The organism is Aphanothece microscopica RSMan92, assembly GCF_046613545.2.
Taxonomy (GTDB): Bacteria; Cyanobacteriota; Cyanobacteriia; order PCC-6307; family Cyanobiaceae; genus NIES-981.
In genome coordinates, this window is the sequence record NZ_JBKKKY020000033.1 from 11,986 (window position 1) to 29,879 (window position 17,894).

The following is a 17,894-nucleotide window of genomic DNA, read 5'->3' on the forward strand; positions in this document are numbered from 1 at the left end:
TCATCCGTAATGGATCCTGGCCTGGAGATGCAGCCCGCCGGCATCGGGTTCGAGAGCCAGGGCCAGGCCCTCGACGTCCTCGGCCAGGGGCTGGCCCGCCAGAGCGGAGAGCAGCCGCCAGGACGACCAGCTCCGCAGCAGGGCGCGGGCCGGATCGGCGGCGACCGCCCACTGCAGGGGCGCCTCCGGCAGGCCGAGCTCGTCGAGGGCCCGGCGCAGCGGCCGCGGCCCGCTGCCGGCACTGCGCCGCTCCTCGAGCACAGCCAGGGTCTGGCCCCACCAGGCCCGCTCGCCATCGGCAGCCCGGGCACCGGCCAGGCTGACCTCCAGCTGGGAAGTCGCGTCGCCCCTGCGTCGCGACGCGCTCGTGGCCTCCAGATGGGTCCACACCTGCAGGCCCTGGCCCGCGGCGGGTGCGGCCAGGGTGGAGGCCACCAACCCCAGGTCCTCCAGGGCGGGCTGGAGGGCGGCCGGCGCGGGCTGGTCGGCGCGGGTGCCCAGCAGCCAGCCCAGGGGGCCCTCACTCCACAGCAGCGGGCCTGCATCCAGGGAGGCCACCAGGGTGGGCAGTCCCCCCCCCTGCCCCAGCAGGGCCTGCTCCAGCAGGGGGCGCCAGGCGTCGGGCCAGTGGGCCGGATCCTGCAGCAGGGCGAGGCGGACGACCTCACCACGAAGACCATCGAGCAGGGCCTCGGCCTCGGAGGGATCAAGCCGCGGTGTCCAGGGTCCGCTCGGATCGTCCGCCGCGGTGGACGCCTCCTCGCCCGGCGGGATGGCGTCGGACTGGATCGACTGGATCAGGGCCTCGACGGCCAGCTGCCGTCCCTGGGGGCGCAGGGAGGCCACGAGGGAGCGCAGTCCGCCAGGGGCTCCACCCGGAAAGCCCAGCCAGGGCTCCAGGCCGGACGGACGCAGGGTGAGCAGCACGGCCCCCTGCTCGAGCCTGGCCAGGGCCTGGCGAAAGGGGGGGTCGGCGGCCTGGTTGAGCTCATCGATCTGGGAGACGTCCAGGGCCTGCTCGAGCACGCCGCGGCCCGAGGCGAGCAGCACGAGGTCATCGTCGATCAGGGCGGTGGCGACCGGTACGGGCTCCTGACCCACCAGGGCCGCCCGGCCGCTGATCAGGCCCATGCCCCGGTAGCTGCTGACCTGCAGCCCGGTGCCGGCCAGGCTGCGGGTCTGCCAGAAGCGCTGCAGGAAACGGCGAGCGCCGTCTCCATCACGGCTCTGCAGGGCCAGCAGCCACCCCCTGGGCTCGCCGGCCCCATCGGCAGCGAACAGGGCCAGGCCCGTCTCGGGCCCGAGCCAGCCGGCCAGCTCGTCGCGGTAGTCGAGACCCGCCGCGGCGAAGGCCCCGTCCCGCAGCCGCGCCACGGCGTCGGCCGCCTGCCGGCGCTGGCGGGTGGGGGCCACCGCCCGGGCATAGCGCACCGGCTCCTCCGCATCGGTCAGCAGAAACAGGCTGAGGGCGGCCTGCCGGGGCACGAAACGGGCCGACCGGGGCAGGATCAGACCCTGATGCTGCAACTGCAGGGGAGAGCGCTGCCACACCAGCCACCAGCCTCCGAGGGCCAGACCCAGAAGCAACAACGTCGCCGCCAGCACCACCGCCACGAATCGGCGGGCCTTCATGCGCCCAAAGCAGGATGGGTCCATCCTGCCCCGAAGCCCCACCCGTGCAAACGCCCGAGAGCCTCCCCAAGAGCATCACGGCCCGTGAGCTGCAGCAGCGCCTCAGCGACGGGGAGGCGATCCAGCTGGTGGATGTGCGCGAAGCCATGGAACTGGAACTGGCCCGCCTGCCCCATGAGGTCATCCACCTGCCGCTGAGCTGCTCCAGCGCATGGCTCCCCACGCTGGAGCAGCGGCTGGAGCGCGACCGGCCCGTGGCGGTGATCTGCCACGCGGGGGTACGCAGCTGGCAGTTCGGCTGCTGGCTGATGGAGCAGCAGGGCTACGGGCAGGTGTGGAACCTGCTGGGGGGCATCGACGCCTGGAGCGTGCAGGTGGACCCGTCGGTGCCGCGCTACTGAAGACGGGCCACGAGCCTTGGGACGAGCTGTGCCACGAACCGTGCGGCGTGAAGACCCCGTGACTCCGCCGCTGGGTCACCGGCGCAAACGTGGCGGCTGCTCTTACCATCCGGCCTAGCCTTCCGGGCAGCTGCCTTGGCGCAGAACCTCTCCCAACGACAGCAGGAGGTGCTGCAGCTGGCCGTGCGCCACTACGTCGACACGGTGGAACCCGTGGGCAGCAAGACCCTGGTGCGGCGCTTCGGCCTACCGGCCAGTTCAGCGACGGTGCGCTCGGCCATGGGGGCTCTGGAACAGCGCGGCCTGCTGACCCAGCCCCACACCTCCGCCGGCCGCATCCCCAGCCAGCAGGGATACCGGGTCTATGTGGACCGGCTGCTGCCGGCCCCGGGCGCGGCGGCCCAGCAACTGGAACGGGAACTCACTGGGCTCAGCCTGCATTGGTCGGCCCTCGATGACCTGCTGCTCCATCTCAGCCGGCGCCTGGGGGACTTCACCGGCCTGCTCAGCCTGATCACCCGGCCCCAGAAGCGTCAGCAGCGCCTGCAGGAACTGCGTCTGGTGGCCAGCGGCGATCGGCTGCTGGTCTTCCTCGTGGCGGGCTCGGCCGGGGCCGGCAGTCTCAACCTGCGCCGACCGCCCGTCGCCCCCCAGGAGATCGAGCGACTCGAGCGCTGGACCAACCACCAGCTCCGCGCCCATCCCGACCATCCGATCCCGTGGCAGCAGCTGCCGCAGGAACTGCGCCATGGCGGCGATCTGCTACGCCAGGCCCTGGAGCGCCGCCAGCCCCTCGCCCAGGAGAACCTGCAGGCCGTGGCCAGCGGCCTGGGGGGCCTGCTGGCCCAGCCGGAATTCAGCCAGACCGCCAGCCTGCGCCCGCTGCTGCAGCTGGTGGAGGACACCCCCCAGCAGGTGCTCGGTCCCCGGGCCGACGCGATCTGGATCGGCCGGGAGCACCCGCACGGGGCCCTGGAGCGCTGTGCGGTGGTGCAGGCCAGCTACACCACAGGCGATGGGGCCCAGGGCCAGGTGGCCCTGGTGGGACCGATGCGCATGGCCTACGCCACCGCCAGGGCCGCCGTGCACTCGGTGGCGGCGACCCTGTCCAGGCTGCTGAGCTGAACTGATGGAGCACCCAGGGCCGACCGGTGGGGTGATCGTTCAGGATTCCTTCCAGGGAGGCTTGGAACGGACATGACCTACTGCGTCGCATTCCTGCTCGATGCGGGCCTGGTGTTCGCCTCCGATTCGCGCACCAATGCCGGGGTCGACTACATCTCGACCTACAGCAAGATGCATGTCTTCCAGCCGGCGCCGGACCGCATGTTCGTGCTCCTGGCGGCCGGCAACCTGGGCACGACCCAGGCGGTGCTGAACCAGATCCAGCGGGAACTGCGCCGCCAGGGGGTGGCGCCGACCGGGCCAGCCCGGCCCGGCACACCGGTGGGCAGTGGCCCCGGCCTGAGCGGCGAAGCGGGCAACCCGCCGCTGCAGACCTCGGTGTTCGTGGGGGTGCCCGAGGCAGGTCAGCCCCAGAGGTCCACCATGCTCGGCTGCGATCCGGCCGCCGCCCCGGCCAGGGGCGCTGTGGCGGGCGATGCCCGACACGCCACCCAACACGCCAAGGACCGCAAGGAGGAGGAGAAGCAGCTGCCCAATCTGCTCACCGCCGAGTATCTGTTCGAAGCCGCCGACTATGTCGGACGGATGAGCGTGGCGGTCCAGGACCAGCACCGGGCCACGCTGCACCAGTCGGGAGCGAGTGCGGAGGCGACCTTCATCCTGGGGGGCCAGATCGAGGGAGATCGCCATGGCCTGTACCTGATCTACCCGCAGGGCAACGCGGTGATGGCCACCCGCGAGACCCCGTTTCTGCAGATCGGGGAAAGCAAATACGGCAAACCCCCGCTCGACTTCGTGGGCCACTGCGGCCTGTCCCTGGAGGATGCGGCCCGGCTTTGCCTGATCTCCCAGATCATCACGCGACGGTCCAACCTCTCGGTGGGTCCGCCGTTCGAACTGGCGCTGATGCCGGCCAACGAGCTGCGCATCTCCCGGCGGATCAAGCTGGGGAAGGGAGCGCCGGAAATCAGCCGTTCGATGCAAGTGTGGGCAGGGTGCATGCAGGAGGGCCTGCGGCGACTGCCGCGCTTTGCCTGGGAGGAGGATCCGCTCTGAGCCGGGCGGATCCACGGGGGGTCACCGGGCCAGACGGCCCCCCAGCTGGTCCCCCAGGCGATCGGCCACCGTGTTCACGTCCTTGTCGCCACGGCCCGAGAGGTTGAGCACCACCTCGGTGCCGGGGGGCAGGGTGGGGCAGAGCTGGTCGAGGGCGGCGAAGGCGTGGGCCGTTTCCAGAGCGGGAATGATCCCCTCCAGTTCGCTCACCAGCCGCAGGGCCTGGAGGGCCTGCTCGTCGGTGACGGCCAGATAGTCGGCGCGGCCGATCTCGCGCAGGTAGCTGTGCTCCGGACCGACGCCGGGGTAGTCGAGGCCGGCGCTGATCGAATGGGCCTCCTGCACCTGGCCCTCGGCGTCCTGCAGCAGCAGGCTCATGGCACCGTGCAGCACACCGACGCGGCCCTCGGTGATCGTGGCGGCGTGGCGGCCGCTGGGAACGCCCTCCCCGGCCGCTTCGACCCCCACCAACCGCACGCCGGTGTCCTGCACGAAGGGGTGAAACAGCCCCATGGCGTTGGAGCCGCCGCCCACACAGGCCACGAGCACATCCGGCAGGCGGCCGAAGGCCTCCTGGCACTGGGCCCTGGCCTCCTTGCCGATGCAGGCGTGGAAGTCCCGCACCAGCATCGGGTAGGGGTGGGGGCCGGCCACCGAGCCGAGGATGTAGTGGGTGCTCTCCACGTTGGTCACCCAGTCGCGGATGGCCTCGCTGGTGGCGTCCTTGAGGGTGGCTGTACCGGCGGTGACGGGCTGCACCGTGGCACCCAGCAGGCGCATGCGGAACACGTTGAGGGCCTGACGGCGCATGTCCTCGGCGCCCATGTACACCACGCACTCCAGGCCGAAGCGGGCGCAGACGGTGGCGGTGGCCACGCCGTGCTGGCCGGCGCCGGTCTCGGCGATCACCCGCTTCTTGCCCATGCGCAGGGCCAGCAGGGCCTGACCCAGGGCGTTGTTGATCTTGTGGGCGCCGGTGTGGTTGAGGTCCTCGCGCTTCAGCCAGAGGCGCGGTCCACCCTCCGGACGGGCGTAGTGGGCCGTGAGCCGCTCGGCCTCATAGAGGGGCGTGGGGCGGCCCACGTAGGTGCGCAGCAGGTGATCCAGCCGCCCGGTGAAGGCGGGATCGGCCCAGGCCTCGGCGGCGGCGACCTCCAGCTCGGCCAGGGCCGGCATCAGGGTTTCCGGCACGTACTGGCCGCCGAAACGTCCGAAGCGACCAGCCGGGTTCGGACGCACCTCGGGCTGGAGGGAGGCGGGATCGGGCTGCCCGGGGGCCGGGTTCGCCGCGGGAAGGGTGCTGGTCACCGGGGACTGGGCAGGGTGTGCTCAGGGTAGGAACCTGGGCGCCTCAGGGCCGGCCGCAGGGGCGGTGCGGGATGATCCTGGAAGGTTCGGGCGCATCACGATGCAGCGGCAGCGCGGCTGGCAGGAGTTCAGCCCGCTCGCCCGGCCCGCCAGCGCGTCGAGCCCGCAGCAGGAGCCGACCCCCAGAGCCCAGCAGCGCGTGCGGGTGCAACGCAGCAAAGCCGGCAAGGGCGGCAAGCTGGTCACGGCCATCACCGGCCTGGAAGCTGAGGAGGGTGAGCTCAAGGCCCTGCTGAAGCAGCTCAAGGCGGCCGCCGGCACCGGCGGCACCCTCAAGGCGGGGGTGATCGAACTCCAGGGGGATCAGGTGGCCGCCGCCCTGACGGCCCTCCAGCAGGCGGGCTACCGGCCCAGGCAGGCCGGGGGGTAGGCCCCGCGGGGCTCCAGGGCTAAGCCACCCGCGTCTCGATCAGATGGCTGGCTGAGACCCACTCGCCACGGTCGTTGTAGCGGCGGATCAGGCGCTGGCGTTCGGTGGGGGAGCTGAGCCAGCCGGCCTCGACGCTGAACGCCTCCCGGTGGCTCACCTGCAGCGGCACCCGGCTGGATCCGCCGTCGGGCAGGAGGTTCAGCAGCTCGGGGGCGGGACCGTCGAAGCGGATGGTGCGGCCCTGCAGCGAACCCTGGCGTTCAGTCTGATCGCTCCCGATGGTGGTGAGGATCCGCACCTGATCGCCGCCGCAGCGCTCGATCCGGCTGGCGCAGGGGCTGAGGGTGGGTTCGGGCCAGTCGGCCTCCACCGTGGCGGCCTGGCCCTGCCAGGTGCCGACCAGCTGATCGAGCTCCAGCGGTGGGCGCTCCGGTGCGTTGCCGCCGGCCCGGAACTCACGGATCAGCACCAGGGACTCGAAGCGACCATCCTCGCCGTGGAGCTGCACCAGCCGCAGCCGACGGTCGGGACCCACGAAACCGTATTCGGCCCCGGAGCGGGTGCGGGGCGCGATCTGGAGAGACCCCTTGGCGAAGGCGCCGGTCTCGAAGAACACCACCTGCCGGCCGAGGGAGCGGTAGTCCTGGCGGTGGTCGCTGGTGGGCGGGGTGTCGGTGCCGCCCTGGCCGAAGCGCCGCAACCGGAAATGGACGCAGCGCCCCTCCTCGCTGGCCTCGAGGCTCAGGATCGAGGGGGTGGAGCGCAGCACGGAGCCCTGGATGTCCAGGTCGGCAAAGGAACCGTGCCACTCACCCAGGTTCCTCAGGAAGTTGTCCCACTGGCTGGACATGGGTCGGCGGACGGTCGGTGGGAGGGCGCGGATGCTAACGATGGGTTCCGGGGGCACCGCAGCCGATGGCCAGGGTCCAGCGCCTGCGGCGCCAGCACGGTCTGCTCACCGCCCAGGAACGGACTGGCGGCTGGCGCCACTGGCGGGAGCCCTACCTGCTGGCGCTGGCGCTCTCCTGGCCGCTGTTCCTGGGGCTGCTGGCCCTGGTGTACCTGGCGATCAACCTGCTGTTCGCCCTGCTCTACCGCCTCGATCCCGGCGGGCTGGCCGGGACCGTCGGCGGCCGGGCCAGCTTTGCCGAGGCGTTCTTCTTCAGCGTGCAGACGCTGGGCTCGATCGGCTACGGGGCCCTGCATCCGGTGGGCCTCGTCACCAACCTGCTGGTGACGGCCGAGTCCCTGGTCGGGCTGCTGTTCATCGCCCTCTCCACCGGTCTGGCCTTCGCCCGCTTCTCGCGCAGCAGCGCCCGGATCCGCTTTTCGGCGCTGGCGGTGGTGCACCCCTGGGACGGCACCCCCACGCTCAGCTTCCGGCTGGCCAACGAGCGCGGCAACCACATCCTGGAGGCCCGGGTGAGGGCCTACCTGGCGGAGGATGAGATCAGCGCTGAGGGCCATCGGATGCGCCGGCTGCGGCCCCTGCCGCTGGAACGCGACCAGGGCATCGCCTTCCTGCTGATCTGGACGGCCCAGCACCGCATCGACGCCAGCAGCCCGCTGCACGGTCTGGGGCCCGACGAGCTGCTCGCGCGCAACGCGGAGCTCGTGGTGGCGTTCAGCGGCATCGACGAGACGATCGAACGGCCGGTGCACAGCCGCTCGAGCTGGCCGGTGCAGCGGATCGGCTTCGGGCTGTGCTTCGTGGACATGGTGGAGACGGAGGGTGACAGCCACCGGATCGACTGGTCGGCCTTCGACCGCACCCGTCGCTGCCCGCTGGCTCCGCCTCGGCCGGACCCTGGGGCATGAAAAAGGGCGGTTGCAACCGCCCTCGTACACCCTTTCCCCCCTTCAGGAGGTGGGAGAGTTGTAGCGGCTTGAACTCCGCGACACTGTTCGGATCGAACGGTTTTCTAGCCTGAACCCCAGGCGTACACAGGCAGGCGATGGGCATTCACGGTCCAGGGCGGTGGGCGGGCTGCCTGGTCGGATCCCTGACGGCCCTGCTGATGACAGGAACCAGTGCCCCAGGCCAGGCCCAGGGCCGTGACGACGGCCTACCGGCGGCCCTCGCCGGCAGCCACTGGGAGCTGATGGAGATCCAGTCGATGGACGACGCGATCGGCAGCCGCCGTCCGGAGCAGCCGGGCCTGTACACGTTGGCCCTGGGGGCCGATGGCCGGGCCGCACTGCGGCTGAACTGCAACCGGGCGATGGGTCGCTGGTCCGCCAGCCTGGCCGGGGATGGCCGCAGCGGCAGCCTCCAGTTCGGCCCCCTGGCGATGACGCGGGCTCTCTGCCCACCCCCGAGCCTCGACACGCAGCTAGGGCGTGATCTCGGCGCCGTGCGCGGCTTCGCCCTCCAGGAGGATCGGCTGACCCTGAGCCTGATGGCGGACGGTGGCCTCCTGGTCTGGCGGCGCCTGGATGGGGAACCGCCCAACTGAGGAGGCCCGGACGACCCTGCTCACTTCGCCAGGGGGGACCAGGCCATGGTGGCGTTGAACTGCTCGCACCAGATGATCACCGAGCCCTTGTCGGCCAGCTCGATCCCCTTGGGCAGCACGTAGGTCTGGCCTCCTCGGGCAGCCCGCAGCGGGGCGATCACGGTGTAAGTGCCCTCCCGAAGCGCATAGGCCGGGGGCTTGCTCCCGGCGATCGGGTTGGCGGCCTTGCCGATGGCGAGCTTGAGGTCAGGCGCCTTGGGATTGGTGCTGAAGTCATCGCTGAGCACCAGCAGGGTGCGCTGGCCATCGCGGCGGATGGTGTAGCTGCCCTGCACGGGGGCCTCGGCCTGGCGGAAGGCGCCGCGGTAGAGCACCCCCTTGTCCATGGCGACGGTCATGGCCGGGGGCGAGGCCAGGGCAGGGGCGGGAGCCAGGGCGGTGGCGGGGGCCTGAGGGTCTTGGGTGGCCATGGCCAGGCCCACGCCACCGGAGGCCAGAAGGAGGGTGAGCAGGACGCCGGTTCGGGAGACGGAAGGCACCGCGAGATAGCGGAGAACAGTGGGAATACCGGCCAGCGTGTCGACTGGATCCCCGGGCTCCGGATCGACGGGCTCTGGATCGAGGGGCTCTGGCTCGCCGGGATCAGTAGGAACTTTCCTCACCGAGCAGCTGATCCACGAAGTTCTCGGCGGCCTCCTGGGCCTGCTCGAGGCTGGGGAAGGGGTTGAGGTCGAGCTGCTCCTGGAGCACCACGTCGGCCACATGGCCGGCAGGGTCCTCGATCCTGGCTTCCCACCCTTCGGCACAGGGCTCGACCACCAGGCCGTAGCCGCGGTGACTGGTGCGTTCAGGTGCGGGGCTGGCGGATTCCGGGTTGGTGGATGCTGGGCTGGCAGATGCGTCCATGGCAGTCTCCAGGGCTCTCTGTCTCCAGGGTGCACCCGTCAGCCCGAAGCTGCCCAGGGGGTCGCTCGCAGACCATCGCCCTCCTCGTCACTCCCGGTCACTCCCGGTCTGTACGTTCCGGTCTCTGCGAGGCTTCCCGACAGCCCTGTCGGAGGGTGGGGACGGCGGGAGTGCTCCCTGGTGCAGGCGCTCGGTGTAGGCAGGGTCTTCGGTGCCGAAGAGGCGATCCCAGAAGGTGAAGTAGAGCCCGTAGTGCATCTGATGGCGGCGGTGATGCACCGAATGGTGCGCCGGACCGATCACCCAGTGACCGAGCCAATGGTGGGGAAAACGCAGCGGCAGATGGTCGAGCCCCAGGTGGTTCACCATTGCCCACACCGTCATCGTGCTCAGCACCGCCAGCAGGGTCCCCCGATGCAGGGGCAGCAGCACCACCACGGCGACGAGGAACACCGCCTGCACCACGGCCTCGAGGGGATCGAAGGCGAACGAGGTCCACGGGGTGGGCTGGCGCGAGCGATGGTGACCCTGGTGGAACCAGCCGTAGAGGGCGCGGTGGTGGAAGAGGCGGTGGGTGGCATAGAAGAAGCCGTCCTGCAGCAGCAGCACCGCCAGATAACTGAACGCGAGGTACCACCAGCCGTACTGCTGGGGCTGGCTGTAGAGACGCGTGAGGCCGAACCCCTCGAGCGTCAGGCCGCCGGCCGTGGCCAGGGCGAACACGCCGGCCGAGAGCACCGAGAGGCGGATGTCGTACCGGATGCCCTCCCCGAGCCGGCCTGAACGGGCGTAGAGCAGCCACCAGGAGCCTCCGGCCACGAGGAAATAGCGGGCCAGGATGATCACAAAGAACGGAAGGCCGGAGACGACCAGGGACGAGGGGATCCCAAGCCAGGGAAGCGCCGCCAGGGGGTTGGTCCAGACCTGGCCCATGGCGCTCTCTTCCCTTGACCACGTCCTAGGAAGCAACCTAGGGGGTGCGACGGGGCATCGACCGAACCCATCCAGGCCGGCCCGCGCGGCACCTGCCTCAGCGGGGCTCGCCCGGTGGCACTGCCTCCGGCCAGAGCCGCGTGATCGCCAGCGCCACGCCGATGCCGATCGCCACATCCACGAACCGGAACAGCGCCATTCGCCAGACCGCATCGCCCGGTGCGGCGGTGACCACGATCGTGAGGGCGATGCCACCGAAGCGGTAGGCGCTCTGGTGGATGCGGCTGAAGCCACACACCAACCCCAGCAACAGGATCGCCAGGGCGTAGGACAGCACCCCCTTGGGGAGCAGCAGCACCTGCAGCGCACCGATGGTCACCCCCAGCAGGGTGCCAAGCAGGCGGCGGCGGGAGATCAACCAGGAGTCGGCCACGCCCGACTGGGTGACGATGATCGTGGTGATGGGCGACCAGTAGGGATCCGGCACCCCCAGGGCCGTCGCCAGCGCCATCGACAGCCCTGCGGCCAGCGCCGTACGGACCGCATGCAGCGTCCAGGATCGGCCGCTGGGTGCTGGTTGCTGGGGACGAGCTGGCCGTGGCTCTGGAGCTGGAATCATCTCAGCGCCCCAGCAGCCAGCGCAGGGCCGACAGGCCGATGATCAGGCCGACGCCGCTGTTCCAGAGCACCGCCTGGTGGCGCCGCAGACGTTCGAGCCAGGCGGGCAGAGGGCGCTCACTGCGGAGCAGCAACGCCGTGGCCAGCACCAGCAGGGCCAGAGGAAGTCCGAGGGCCAGGAGCAGATCGGCAGCCATGGGAAGCGGACCTGGGGATCGGGCCGCTGCGCTCGCACCAGCATCGCGTCCAGGACCGCCAGCCGCCACAGCCCGGAGCCGTGGGCACACCCACTGGGAGAATGAATGGCCTTGCCCGTCGTTGCCGCGCCGCCATGACCGCTTCCCCTGCGTCCAACCCCGCCTACGGCGCGCTCACCAACCAGGGGAACTCCACCAACATCGTCTGGCACCACTCCACCGTCACCCGCGAGGCGCGGGCTTACCAGCGCGGCCACCGCAGCGCCATCCTCTGGTTCACGGGGCTGAGCGGCTCGGGCAAGAGCACCCTGGCCAATGCGGTGAACTCCGCCCTGTTCGAGCAGGGCATGGCCTGCTACGTGCTCGATGGCGACAACATCCGCCACGGCCTGTGCAAGGACCTGGGCTTCTCCGATAGCGATCGGGAGGAGAACATCCGGCGGATCGGCGAGGTGGCCAAGCTGTTCCTCGACGCCGGTGTGGTGGTGCTCACCGCCTTCGTGTCGCCGTTCAAGGCCGACCGGGATCGGGCCCGGGCTCTTGTGGGCGAAGGCGACTTCATCGAGATCCACTGTGCCGCCGACCTGGGGGTGTGCGAGGAGCGGGACACCAAGGGGCTGTACGCCAAGGCCCGGGCTGGGGAGATCAAGGAGTTCACGGGGATTTCCAGCCCCTATGAGGAGCCTGAGTTACCGGAACTAAGGGTGGATACAGGTGGGCAGGGCCTGGAGGAATGTGTGACGCATATCATTGGATATCTGCAAGGCCAAGGCATCATCCCAGAGCTGTCATGAGCCAGGGCCTATTTGTAAGTTTCCCCTAGTACGTCTAGCGGTAGCGCCACGCGTAATGTGACGTGCGCGGAACACGCTTCCGCCCCTTGACCTAATAACGCCGCAACCACGCCTGCTGCTGCAAGCGATCTGATCAGCATCCTCAAGGCGCTGCCGGACCGCCGGATGCGCCGGGGCATGCGCTTATCCACTTTACCTAGTGGTGAATGCTGCTGGTGTCGATCCTGGCCATCCTCAGCGGGCAGGGCTCCCTGGTGGGCATGGAGCGGGTTACCCAACCGCACCGCCTGACGCTCAACGAGCTGCAGGGCACTGCTTTCGGCAAGTCGCCGTCAGATTCCACATGCCAGCTGCTGCTGGCCCAGCTGGATCTAGCGGGCTTTGAAACCCTGCTGCAGGACTTGATGGCGGCTCAGCCCGGTGTGGCCGCAGAGCTCGACCGCCTGGTGTGTGACGGCAAGACGCTGCGGGGCTCCATCGATGAAACTGCTACTGGCGCAGCGCGCTTCATCGCCCAGGCGAGCCTCTACTCCCAGAGCCTGGGTGTGGCGATCGCCCAGACCATCTACGCCACCGATGCCAGCGGCGAAATCCAGGCCCTATGCAAGCTACTGGAGGCGGTGGAGCTCGAGGGTGTGCTGGTGAAGGCCCACGCGCTGCACGCCAACCGCCCTTTTCCCTCTACCTCGCCCAGCGGAGCACCGACTTCCTGATCGCAGTCAAACACTATCGCCGCATGAGATTTTGGCTGATTCGCGACCGGCTCACCTACGGCCGGAGGAGCCGATGGCGCAGAAGCAAACGGGACGTGCATCTGGGCCGTGACATCACCTGGACCCTGCGGGCGATGCCGGCGCCGGAATGGGTGGTGGAATAGTGGCCGGGCAGTGCCACGATCATCGCCGTGCGCAGCCATGGCTACCGCGAGGGCAAGCCGACCGACGAGACGAGACCCGACACTACGTCATGAGTTTGTGAACTCGAGCCGATGCCCTGCTGAGCCATGTGCGCCAGTGCTGGTCGATCGAGAACAGCTGGCACTGGGTGCGTGGCGTGCCGCTGCGGGAAGACGCCCACCGCTCCCGAGAGAACAACGGCATCCAGATCTTGGCCATCCTCCACAGCCTGGCGATCAATGCGCTGCGACTCGATGGGATCTAGTCGATCAGCGGGGCCTCGCCGCCCTGGCTCACCACATCAAGGGCCTGCTGAGGCCGTTGGGTGGCGGGAACCTGCGGCGAAACAACCCTCAGGATAACTTCTAATAGACCCTGAGTCTTGAGCGGGGTTCAGGGAAAGGGCCAAGCACTATAGTGGATGAAACCGACAATCAGGATGGCAAGGGGAGGGGAGGTGCACCCTGCCATGCTTCCCAGGATCAATCGAAATGTCATTTTCGTGCGTAGCAGTTCTTTGTGTGCGCAACGAACTTGCCCACCTGCCGCGAGTGCTCGGCGACTTTTACTCGCAAGGCATTGATGTCGCCATTATTGACCACGAATCAGACGATGGAACCCAAGAATACCTGAGATCTCAACTTGGCACACAGCTATTTCATCTCGAGTCGCTGGCATGGCGCGGCGAGTTTGATCTAACTGCACAGCTACATGCCAAGCATGCACTAATCCAAAAACTTCAGCATGACTGGGTAATCCATAGCGACGCTGACGAGTGGATGCAAAGTCCGCGCCCTAATGAATCCCTCAAAGAAGGACTGGCGCGACTCGACAAAGAAGGCTTTAATGTCGCAAACTTCAACGAATTTGTGTTCGTGCCATCGCCCAAACAGCATGCGAAAGACTGCCGACGAGAGTTGCTCCACTACTATTTTTTTGAACCGAAGCCAATGCGCTTGATGCGGGCATGGAAACGGGAAGCCAACCTATCTAGCGTAGAGCACGGCGGACATATACTTAAGGGGCCGCATATGAAGGTGGCCCACGAAGACTTTATCCTTAGGCATTACATTGTCCTGTCACAAGCCCATGCAATATCGAAATATACTGGCAGGGTGTTCTCCAACCGAGACATAAAGCGCGGTTGGCATGGCAACCGCATGGGCCTGAACCCCGAAAGCCTGCGACTGCCAGACAATAGCTTGTTAAAGGTTTTGCCTAACTGGTCTAGCGTAGAGTTTGACAAGACAAGCCGAAGAGATTTACACTTTTGGCATTGGATTGCTGATTGGCCCGACAGAGCGACAGAAGATGCGTACGTTAATCAGGAGGATTACTAACACCTTTTGGTTCCTTCGGGCTATGGCCGGCTTCAGGCCTTACTGTGAAACGCTAGTCTGCATCTACACCTGTGAGGCCCATCGCGGTATCTTACGTGAATTCCACCTCTCTCCGCTCGGACGCTTTCTAAAACAGTGGAAGGGCGCACAAATCATCGAGGTGTATGCCGACGATTCGCTTTATAGACCACATGCCAGCAGCCGCCGAGTCATTCTCAACTGCCGGGAAGATTACACTCAACTGAGCTTCAAGACGCTATTGATGATGCGCTATTGCGTAAAGCAGTTCAAGTTTACCCGGCTACTCAAAATCGATGTCACTACCGTTATGACCGACCTGAGCGCACCTGAGTATGCTGGACGAAAGCCATTAAGCCAACCAGCCCTAATTGCTTTTCTGCGAGATGCAGACACAGCAACAGATTATAACGGATTCATCTGTCATACAAGCGCCGACCGCAATGGCGCAGAAAGTTGGGCCGCAAAAAAAGGACTCTGCATTGATTACGAAAGTCTATTTGGAGACTCTTGCATGCCCGCTTTCTACAGTGGTAAGTGCTATTTTGTCGGAATCCATTTTGCTAAATACATTGCCATACATGGCTATGATTACGCAGAAGAGCACTCTCGCCTATTGGCTGGGGCGGAGGATGTCATGGTGGGTCGATTATTCAGAGAGTTTCAATGCAGAACGAGCTCTCGTGAAAATTCTTAATGTTACATGGACAAGGCCACGCCACCAATGACATTATTAGAGATGCGGGACTGTCGCTATGTCGATCCGCAATCCCAACGCATCATTATTGGAGTCTTGACATGTAACAAACACGCTGGGCGCGCTAATGGGGTGCGGGTGACATGGGCACGACAGCTTCCGGAGACATACAGACTACTTTTCCTATTCGGGCGACCCGGCCAGCCTCCCCAAATGGTAGGCGATCAACTTTTTCTCGACTGCCCTGAAGCCTACGAGGCTCTGCCGCAAAAGGTTCACGCATTCCTGCAATATTGCCATGAGCATTTTGACTTCGACTATATTTTCAAGACGGATGACGACACATTCCTCGATCTGGAACGCTTCATCGGGTTTGACAAGCAGGGTGGTGACTACATCGGGCAATTTCTAAGTCTTGAGAATGTGAACTCAGCGATTGCCAGAACCTGGCATTACGGTAAATGCGAAGATAAAACCTTTGAGAAGCCTTATCAACGACAATTCCTTTGCCCCTGGGCTACCGGTGGAGGCTATTTCCTGAGTCGAAAGGCAGCCCAACGAGCTGTATCCAGGACCAAAGCGAATCACCTTGAGCACATCTTTGAAGATCTCATGATTGGTGAGGCGCTGACGCGTGACGCCGAATTGAACGTGGTGAACCTGCGCTTCGCCGAAATGGGCATCGTGAATCCACTGCTGCCCAAGGATATGTGTTACCTGAGAGATATCCTGCTTGAAAAGCGTTTATTGGCCGAGCAGGTAGTAGCGCTTGAACGACAGAGGAAAGTGCATAAATGAGCCTGGTCAGCATTGTGATGCCGGTACACAACGCTGCGGCCTGGCTGCCACGCAGCGTCTCCTCAGTGATCGGTCAAAGCTATAAAGACTGGGAACTAGTTGCTGTTGACGACGGTTCAAGTGATGCGTCACTATCCGTACTGAAGCACTACGCCAGTATGGAGCCTAGAGTAAGAGTACTAAGTCATGATTGCAATACAGGGGCCGGCGCGGCACGCAACACTGCCTTGGCGGTCTGCCGCGGTCAATACGTGAGTTTTCTGGATGCAGATGATGAGTTACCAATCAAATCCATTGAATGGCTTTTACAGGCAGCTGAAGAGTCGACATGTCCACTCGTCACAGCTCGCTATGATTGGAGGAGAATTTCATCTCAGAAACCCATAGATCAAGGCAGTGGACATCTACAGCAAGAATATTTCAGGTCCTCGCAACACTTGCAGAGCATACCTGGAAGTCATTGTTGTAACTTATATGCGATGTCATTGATCACAGTCAACAATCTAAGCTATCCCGATGATCTAGCCATAGGGGAAGATCAAGTTTGGCAAGTCAATGCTCTGCTGGCGGCAGAGAGGATTGCCGTTCTGGATCGCATTGTATACATCTACCATCACTATAATGATGCCTCGTTGACCCGTGGGGCGGTGAGCGTGAGCCGAACACTTGATGACATTGAGCACCAGCGTCGAATCGCCCATTCACTTCAGAGTAATGGTCTTAGAGGAGTAGCCTTAGCTAGGCTTGAGGCATGGTCCTATTCAATCAAGGAATATTGGCATCAATTACCCCATGAGCATTCGCTTCCAGACGTATTACCGGTATTCAAAGCGATGCGAGATTTAGCTGATGAGTTCAATGTTCTTCCCTGGAATGAGCACACACCAACTGAGCACAAGCAACTTTTGTCGCATATCCTAAATAAGGAAGATGAGGTCAGCTGGCAACTGCTGACTGAACTTTCCAATAACCAATCAATCTGAAGTTTACTTAATGTTGCCTAGCCATTCAAAGGAAACCCTTCCGCTCGGCTCCTTAAAATGGGGCCAATTGCGTGACATGAAGCCGGCCAGCGATCGATGGGGCTTCGACCGCGGGATGCCGGTAGATCGCCATTACATTGAGCACTTTCTCCACAAGCACCACAAGGCCATTTCAGGGGTGTGCCTTGAAGTCTTGAACTCGGACTACACCCATCACTTCGGTGGCGACCAAGTAACTCAGGCTGACGTACTTGATATCAATGCTGAAAATCCTAGGGCCACTATTATTGGTGATATCACCGATCCCAGCACCCTTAAGCACGATCATTATGATTGCTTCATCCTGACACAAACCCTACAAGTGGTAGTGGACAGCGAAGCCTTACTTCGCAACGCATTTGCCGCGATGAAACCGGGCGGCGTGATACTCATCACCACATCTTTTGTTTGCAGTTATAGTCCGCATCCCATTGACCTGTGGCGCTTCACAGATGCATCTCTACGAATCTTGATCGAGCGCGCGACAGGAACAATTCCTTCGGATTTACAGTGCTTTGGTAATCTCGTCGCTACAATTGCCTTTCTGAAGGGATTAGCTGCCTGCGAATTATCCTCGGCAGAGTTGGATCATTTCGACAAGCGATATCCTATCATTATTGCGGCAAGAATTGACAAGCCGGTCGACGAAGGAGCTTGACGATGAGGCACGAATCCGTAGCAGCGCTACTGATGTATCACCGAGTTGCGAACTCAGAATTCGACCCGTGGAAGCTCTGCGTTTCTGAAGAGAATTTCCATGCCCAGTTAGTGGCAATAACAAAAGCTGCTACGACTATGGGCATTTCTGATTATGTTGAGGCAAATAAAGCTGGATATCCTCTCCCCAAACGCATAGCAGTCGTGACCTTTGACGATGGTTACGTCGACAATCTTCACACAGCATTGCCTTTATTGGCAAGGCATAAGGTGCCGGCCACCTTCTACATCACAACTGGATATGTTGGCAGTCCCCGAGAGTTCTGGTGGGATTGGCTGGAGACACTCCTAATTGTGCCCAATGAACTGCCTGCGGTTCTGGAATTGCACTTACCAGACTGCAAGCGTGAGTGGAAGCTCGGTGATGCACGAATCTACAACCACTTTGCACGCGCTGCAGATTGGGATGTTAATCCTTGGAGCGCGCCTGTTGGGACACGCCTTAATTTTTTCTACGATGTCTGGAAGACTTTGTGGCCCTTGCAGGATAAATTCCGTTGGAGCGTCTTGCAAGATATTGCCGATTGGAGCGGCCACCCTGAACCGACTA

General features: G+C 64.6%; 24 protein-coding genes. 16 read left to right on the plus strand and 8 right to left on the minus strand.

Annotation, left to right across the window (positions count from 1 at the left end):
* Complete coding sequence (locus ACLD7X_RS10265) at positions 1-1,632, minus strand: DUF3352 domain-containing protein (protein ID WP_411423533.1); 1,632 nt, start codon at positions 1,630-1,632, stop codon at positions 1-3.
* Between the two features lie 44 nt (positions 1,633-1,676).
* Between ACLD7X_RS10265 and ACLD7X_RS10270 the strand changes: the two genes are divergently transcribed.
* From ACLD7X_RS10270 to ACLD7X_RS10280, 3 genes are all read left to right on the plus strand, one after another.
* Positions 1,677-2,033, plus strand: coding sequence for a rhodanese-like domain-containing protein (locus tag ACLD7X_RS10270; protein ID WP_412006936.1), 357 nt, complete (start codon positions 1,677-1,679; stop codon positions 2,031-2,033).
* A 135-nt stretch (positions 2,034-2,168) separates the two neighbouring features.
* Positions 2,169-3,158 carry an HrcA family transcriptional regulator gene (locus ACLD7X_RS10275; RefSeq protein WP_411423535.1) on the plus strand — a complete coding sequence of 330 codons (990 nt, stop codon included), beginning with the start codon at positions 2,169-2,171 and terminating at the stop codon, positions 3,156-3,158.
* A gap of 72 nt (positions 3,159-3,230) precedes the next feature.
* Positions 3,231-4,214, plus strand: coding sequence for a proteasome-type protease (locus tag ACLD7X_RS10280; RefSeq protein ID WP_411423536.1), 984 nt, complete (start codon positions 3,231-3,233; stop codon positions 4,212-4,214).
* 21 nt (positions 4,215-4,235) lie between these two features.
* Here ACLD7X_RS10280 and trpB read toward each other — a convergent pair whose 3' ends face one another.
* Positions 4,236-5,453, minus strand: coding sequence for a tryptophan synthase subunit beta (gene trpB, locus ACLD7X_RS10285; protein WP_411423556.1), 1,218 nt, complete (start codon positions 5,451-5,453; stop codon positions 4,236-4,238).
* A gap of 169 nt (positions 5,454-5,622) precedes the next feature.
* Here trpB and ACLD7X_RS10290 point away from each other — a divergent pair, with 169 nt between their 5' ends.
* A complete protein-coding gene (locus ACLD7X_RS10290) occupies positions 5,623-5,952 on the plus strand; it encodes a translation initiation factor (RefSeq protein ID WP_411423537.1) in 330 nt (109 codons plus the stop codon).
* A gap of 19 nt (positions 5,953-5,971) precedes the next feature.
* Here ACLD7X_RS10290 and ACLD7X_RS10295 read toward each other — a convergent pair whose 3' ends face one another.
* Entirely contained in the window at positions 5,972-6,802 is an 831-nt protein-coding gene (locus tag ACLD7X_RS10295; protein ID WP_412006935.1) for a DUF3598 family protein, read from the minus strand.
* A gap of 65 nt (positions 6,803-6,867) precedes the next feature.
* Between ACLD7X_RS10295 and ACLD7X_RS10300 the strand changes: the two genes are divergently transcribed.
* Together ACLD7X_RS10300 and ACLD7X_RS10305 are read left to right on the plus strand one after the other, a co-directional pair.
* On the plus strand, positions 6,868-7,770 hold the full coding sequence (locus ACLD7X_RS10300) for an ion channel (protein ID WP_411423539.1): 903 nt from the start codon (positions 6,868-6,870) through the stop codon (positions 7,768-7,770).
* Between the two features lie 200 nt (positions 7,771-7,970).
* Complete coding sequence (locus tag ACLD7X_RS10305) at positions 7,971-8,408, plus strand: META domain-containing protein (RefSeq protein ID WP_425625175.1); 438 nt, start codon at positions 7,971-7,973, stop codon at positions 8,406-8,408.
* 20 nt (positions 8,409-8,428) lie between these two features.
* On the opposite strand, the gene ACLD7X_RS10310 is transcribed toward ACLD7X_RS10305, so the two are convergent.
* From ACLD7X_RS10310 to ACLD7X_RS10330, 5 genes are all read right to left on the minus strand, one after another.
* Positions 8,429-9,070 carry a DM13 domain-containing protein gene (locus tag ACLD7X_RS10310; RefSeq protein WP_411423541.1) on the minus strand — a complete coding sequence of 214 codons (642 nt, stop codon included), beginning with the start codon at positions 9,068-9,070 and terminating at the stop codon, positions 8,429-8,431.
* Entirely contained in the window at positions 9,051-9,314 is a 264-nt protein-coding gene (locus ACLD7X_RS10315; protein ID WP_411423542.1) for a hypothetical protein, read from the minus strand. The genes ACLD7X_RS10310 and ACLD7X_RS10315 overlap by 20 nt, the downstream gene beginning before the upstream one ends.
* Before the next feature lie 87 nt (positions 9,315-9,401).
* Entirely contained in the window at positions 9,402-10,247 is an 846-nt protein-coding gene (locus tag ACLD7X_RS10320) for a sterol desaturase family protein (protein ID WP_411423543.1), read from the minus strand.
* Between the two features lie 97 nt (positions 10,248-10,344).
* Complete coding sequence (locus ACLD7X_RS10325) at positions 10,345-10,866, minus strand: FUSC family protein (protein WP_411423544.1); 522 nt, start codon at positions 10,864-10,866, stop codon at positions 10,345-10,347.
* Position 10,867: 1 nt separating this feature from the next.
* A complete protein-coding gene (locus ACLD7X_RS10330) occupies positions 10,868-11,062 on the minus strand; it encodes a hypothetical protein (protein ID WP_411423545.1) in 195 nt (64 codons plus the stop codon).
* A 134-nt stretch (positions 11,063-11,196) separates the two neighbouring features.
* Between ACLD7X_RS10330 and cysC the strand changes: the two genes are divergently transcribed.
* From cysC to ACLD7X_RS10380, 10 genes are all read left to right on the plus strand, one after another.
* Positions 11,197-11,856 (plus strand): adenylyl-sulfate kinase, encoded by a 660-nt coding sequence (gene cysC / locus ACLD7X_RS10335; RefSeq protein WP_411423557.1) that lies wholly within the window; start codon positions 11,197-11,199, stop codon positions 11,854-11,856.
* Positions 11,857-12,062: 206 nt separating this feature from the next.
* Positions 12,063-12,569, plus strand: coding sequence for a hypothetical protein (locus tag ACLD7X_RS10340; protein ID WP_411423546.1), 507 nt, complete (start codon positions 12,063-12,065; stop codon positions 12,567-12,569).
* Between the two features lie 23 nt (positions 12,570-12,592).
* Positions 12,593-12,733: a hypothetical protein gene (locus ACLD7X_RS10345; RefSeq protein WP_411423547.1), complete on the plus strand. Its 141-nt coding sequence runs from the start codon at positions 12,593-12,595 to the stop codon at positions 12,731-12,733.
* Between the two features lie 128 nt (positions 12,734-12,861).
* Positions 12,862-13,017: a hypothetical protein gene (locus ACLD7X_RS10350; protein ID WP_411423548.1), complete on the plus strand. Its 156-nt coding sequence runs from the start codon at positions 12,862-12,864 to the stop codon at positions 13,015-13,017.
* Between the two features lie 256 nt (positions 13,018-13,273).
* Positions 13,274-14,092: a glycosyltransferase family 2 protein gene (locus tag ACLD7X_RS10355; RefSeq protein WP_411423549.1), complete on the plus strand. Its 819-nt coding sequence runs from the start codon at positions 13,274-13,276 to the stop codon at positions 14,090-14,092.
* Between the two features lie 22 nt (positions 14,093-14,114).
* Positions 14,115-14,807 carry a hypothetical protein gene (locus ACLD7X_RS10360; RefSeq protein WP_411423550.1) on the plus strand — a complete coding sequence of 231 codons (693 nt, stop codon included), beginning with the start codon at positions 14,115-14,117 and terminating at the stop codon, positions 14,805-14,807.
* A 6-nt stretch (positions 14,808-14,813) separates the two neighbouring features.
* Positions 14,814-15,605, plus strand: coding sequence for a glycosyltransferase family protein (locus ACLD7X_RS10365; RefSeq protein ID WP_411423551.1), 792 nt, complete (start codon positions 14,814-14,816; stop codon positions 15,603-15,605).
* On the plus strand, positions 15,602-16,588 hold the full coding sequence (locus ACLD7X_RS10370; protein ID WP_411423552.1) for a glycosyltransferase family 2 protein: 987 nt from the start codon (positions 15,602-15,604) through the stop codon (positions 16,586-16,588). The genes ACLD7X_RS10365 and ACLD7X_RS10370 overlap by 4 nt, the downstream gene beginning before the upstream one ends.
* Before the next feature lie 76 nt (positions 16,589-16,664).
* Positions 16,665-17,285, plus strand: coding sequence for a methyltransferase domain-containing protein (locus ACLD7X_RS10375; protein ID WP_411423553.1), 621 nt, complete (start codon positions 16,665-16,667; stop codon positions 17,283-17,285).
* A 32-nt stretch (positions 17,286-17,317) separates the two neighbouring features.
* A partial coding sequence (locus ACLD7X_RS10380) for a polysaccharide deacetylase family protein (protein ID WP_411423554.1) occupies positions 17,318-17,894 on the plus strand: 577 nt, incomplete at its 3' end.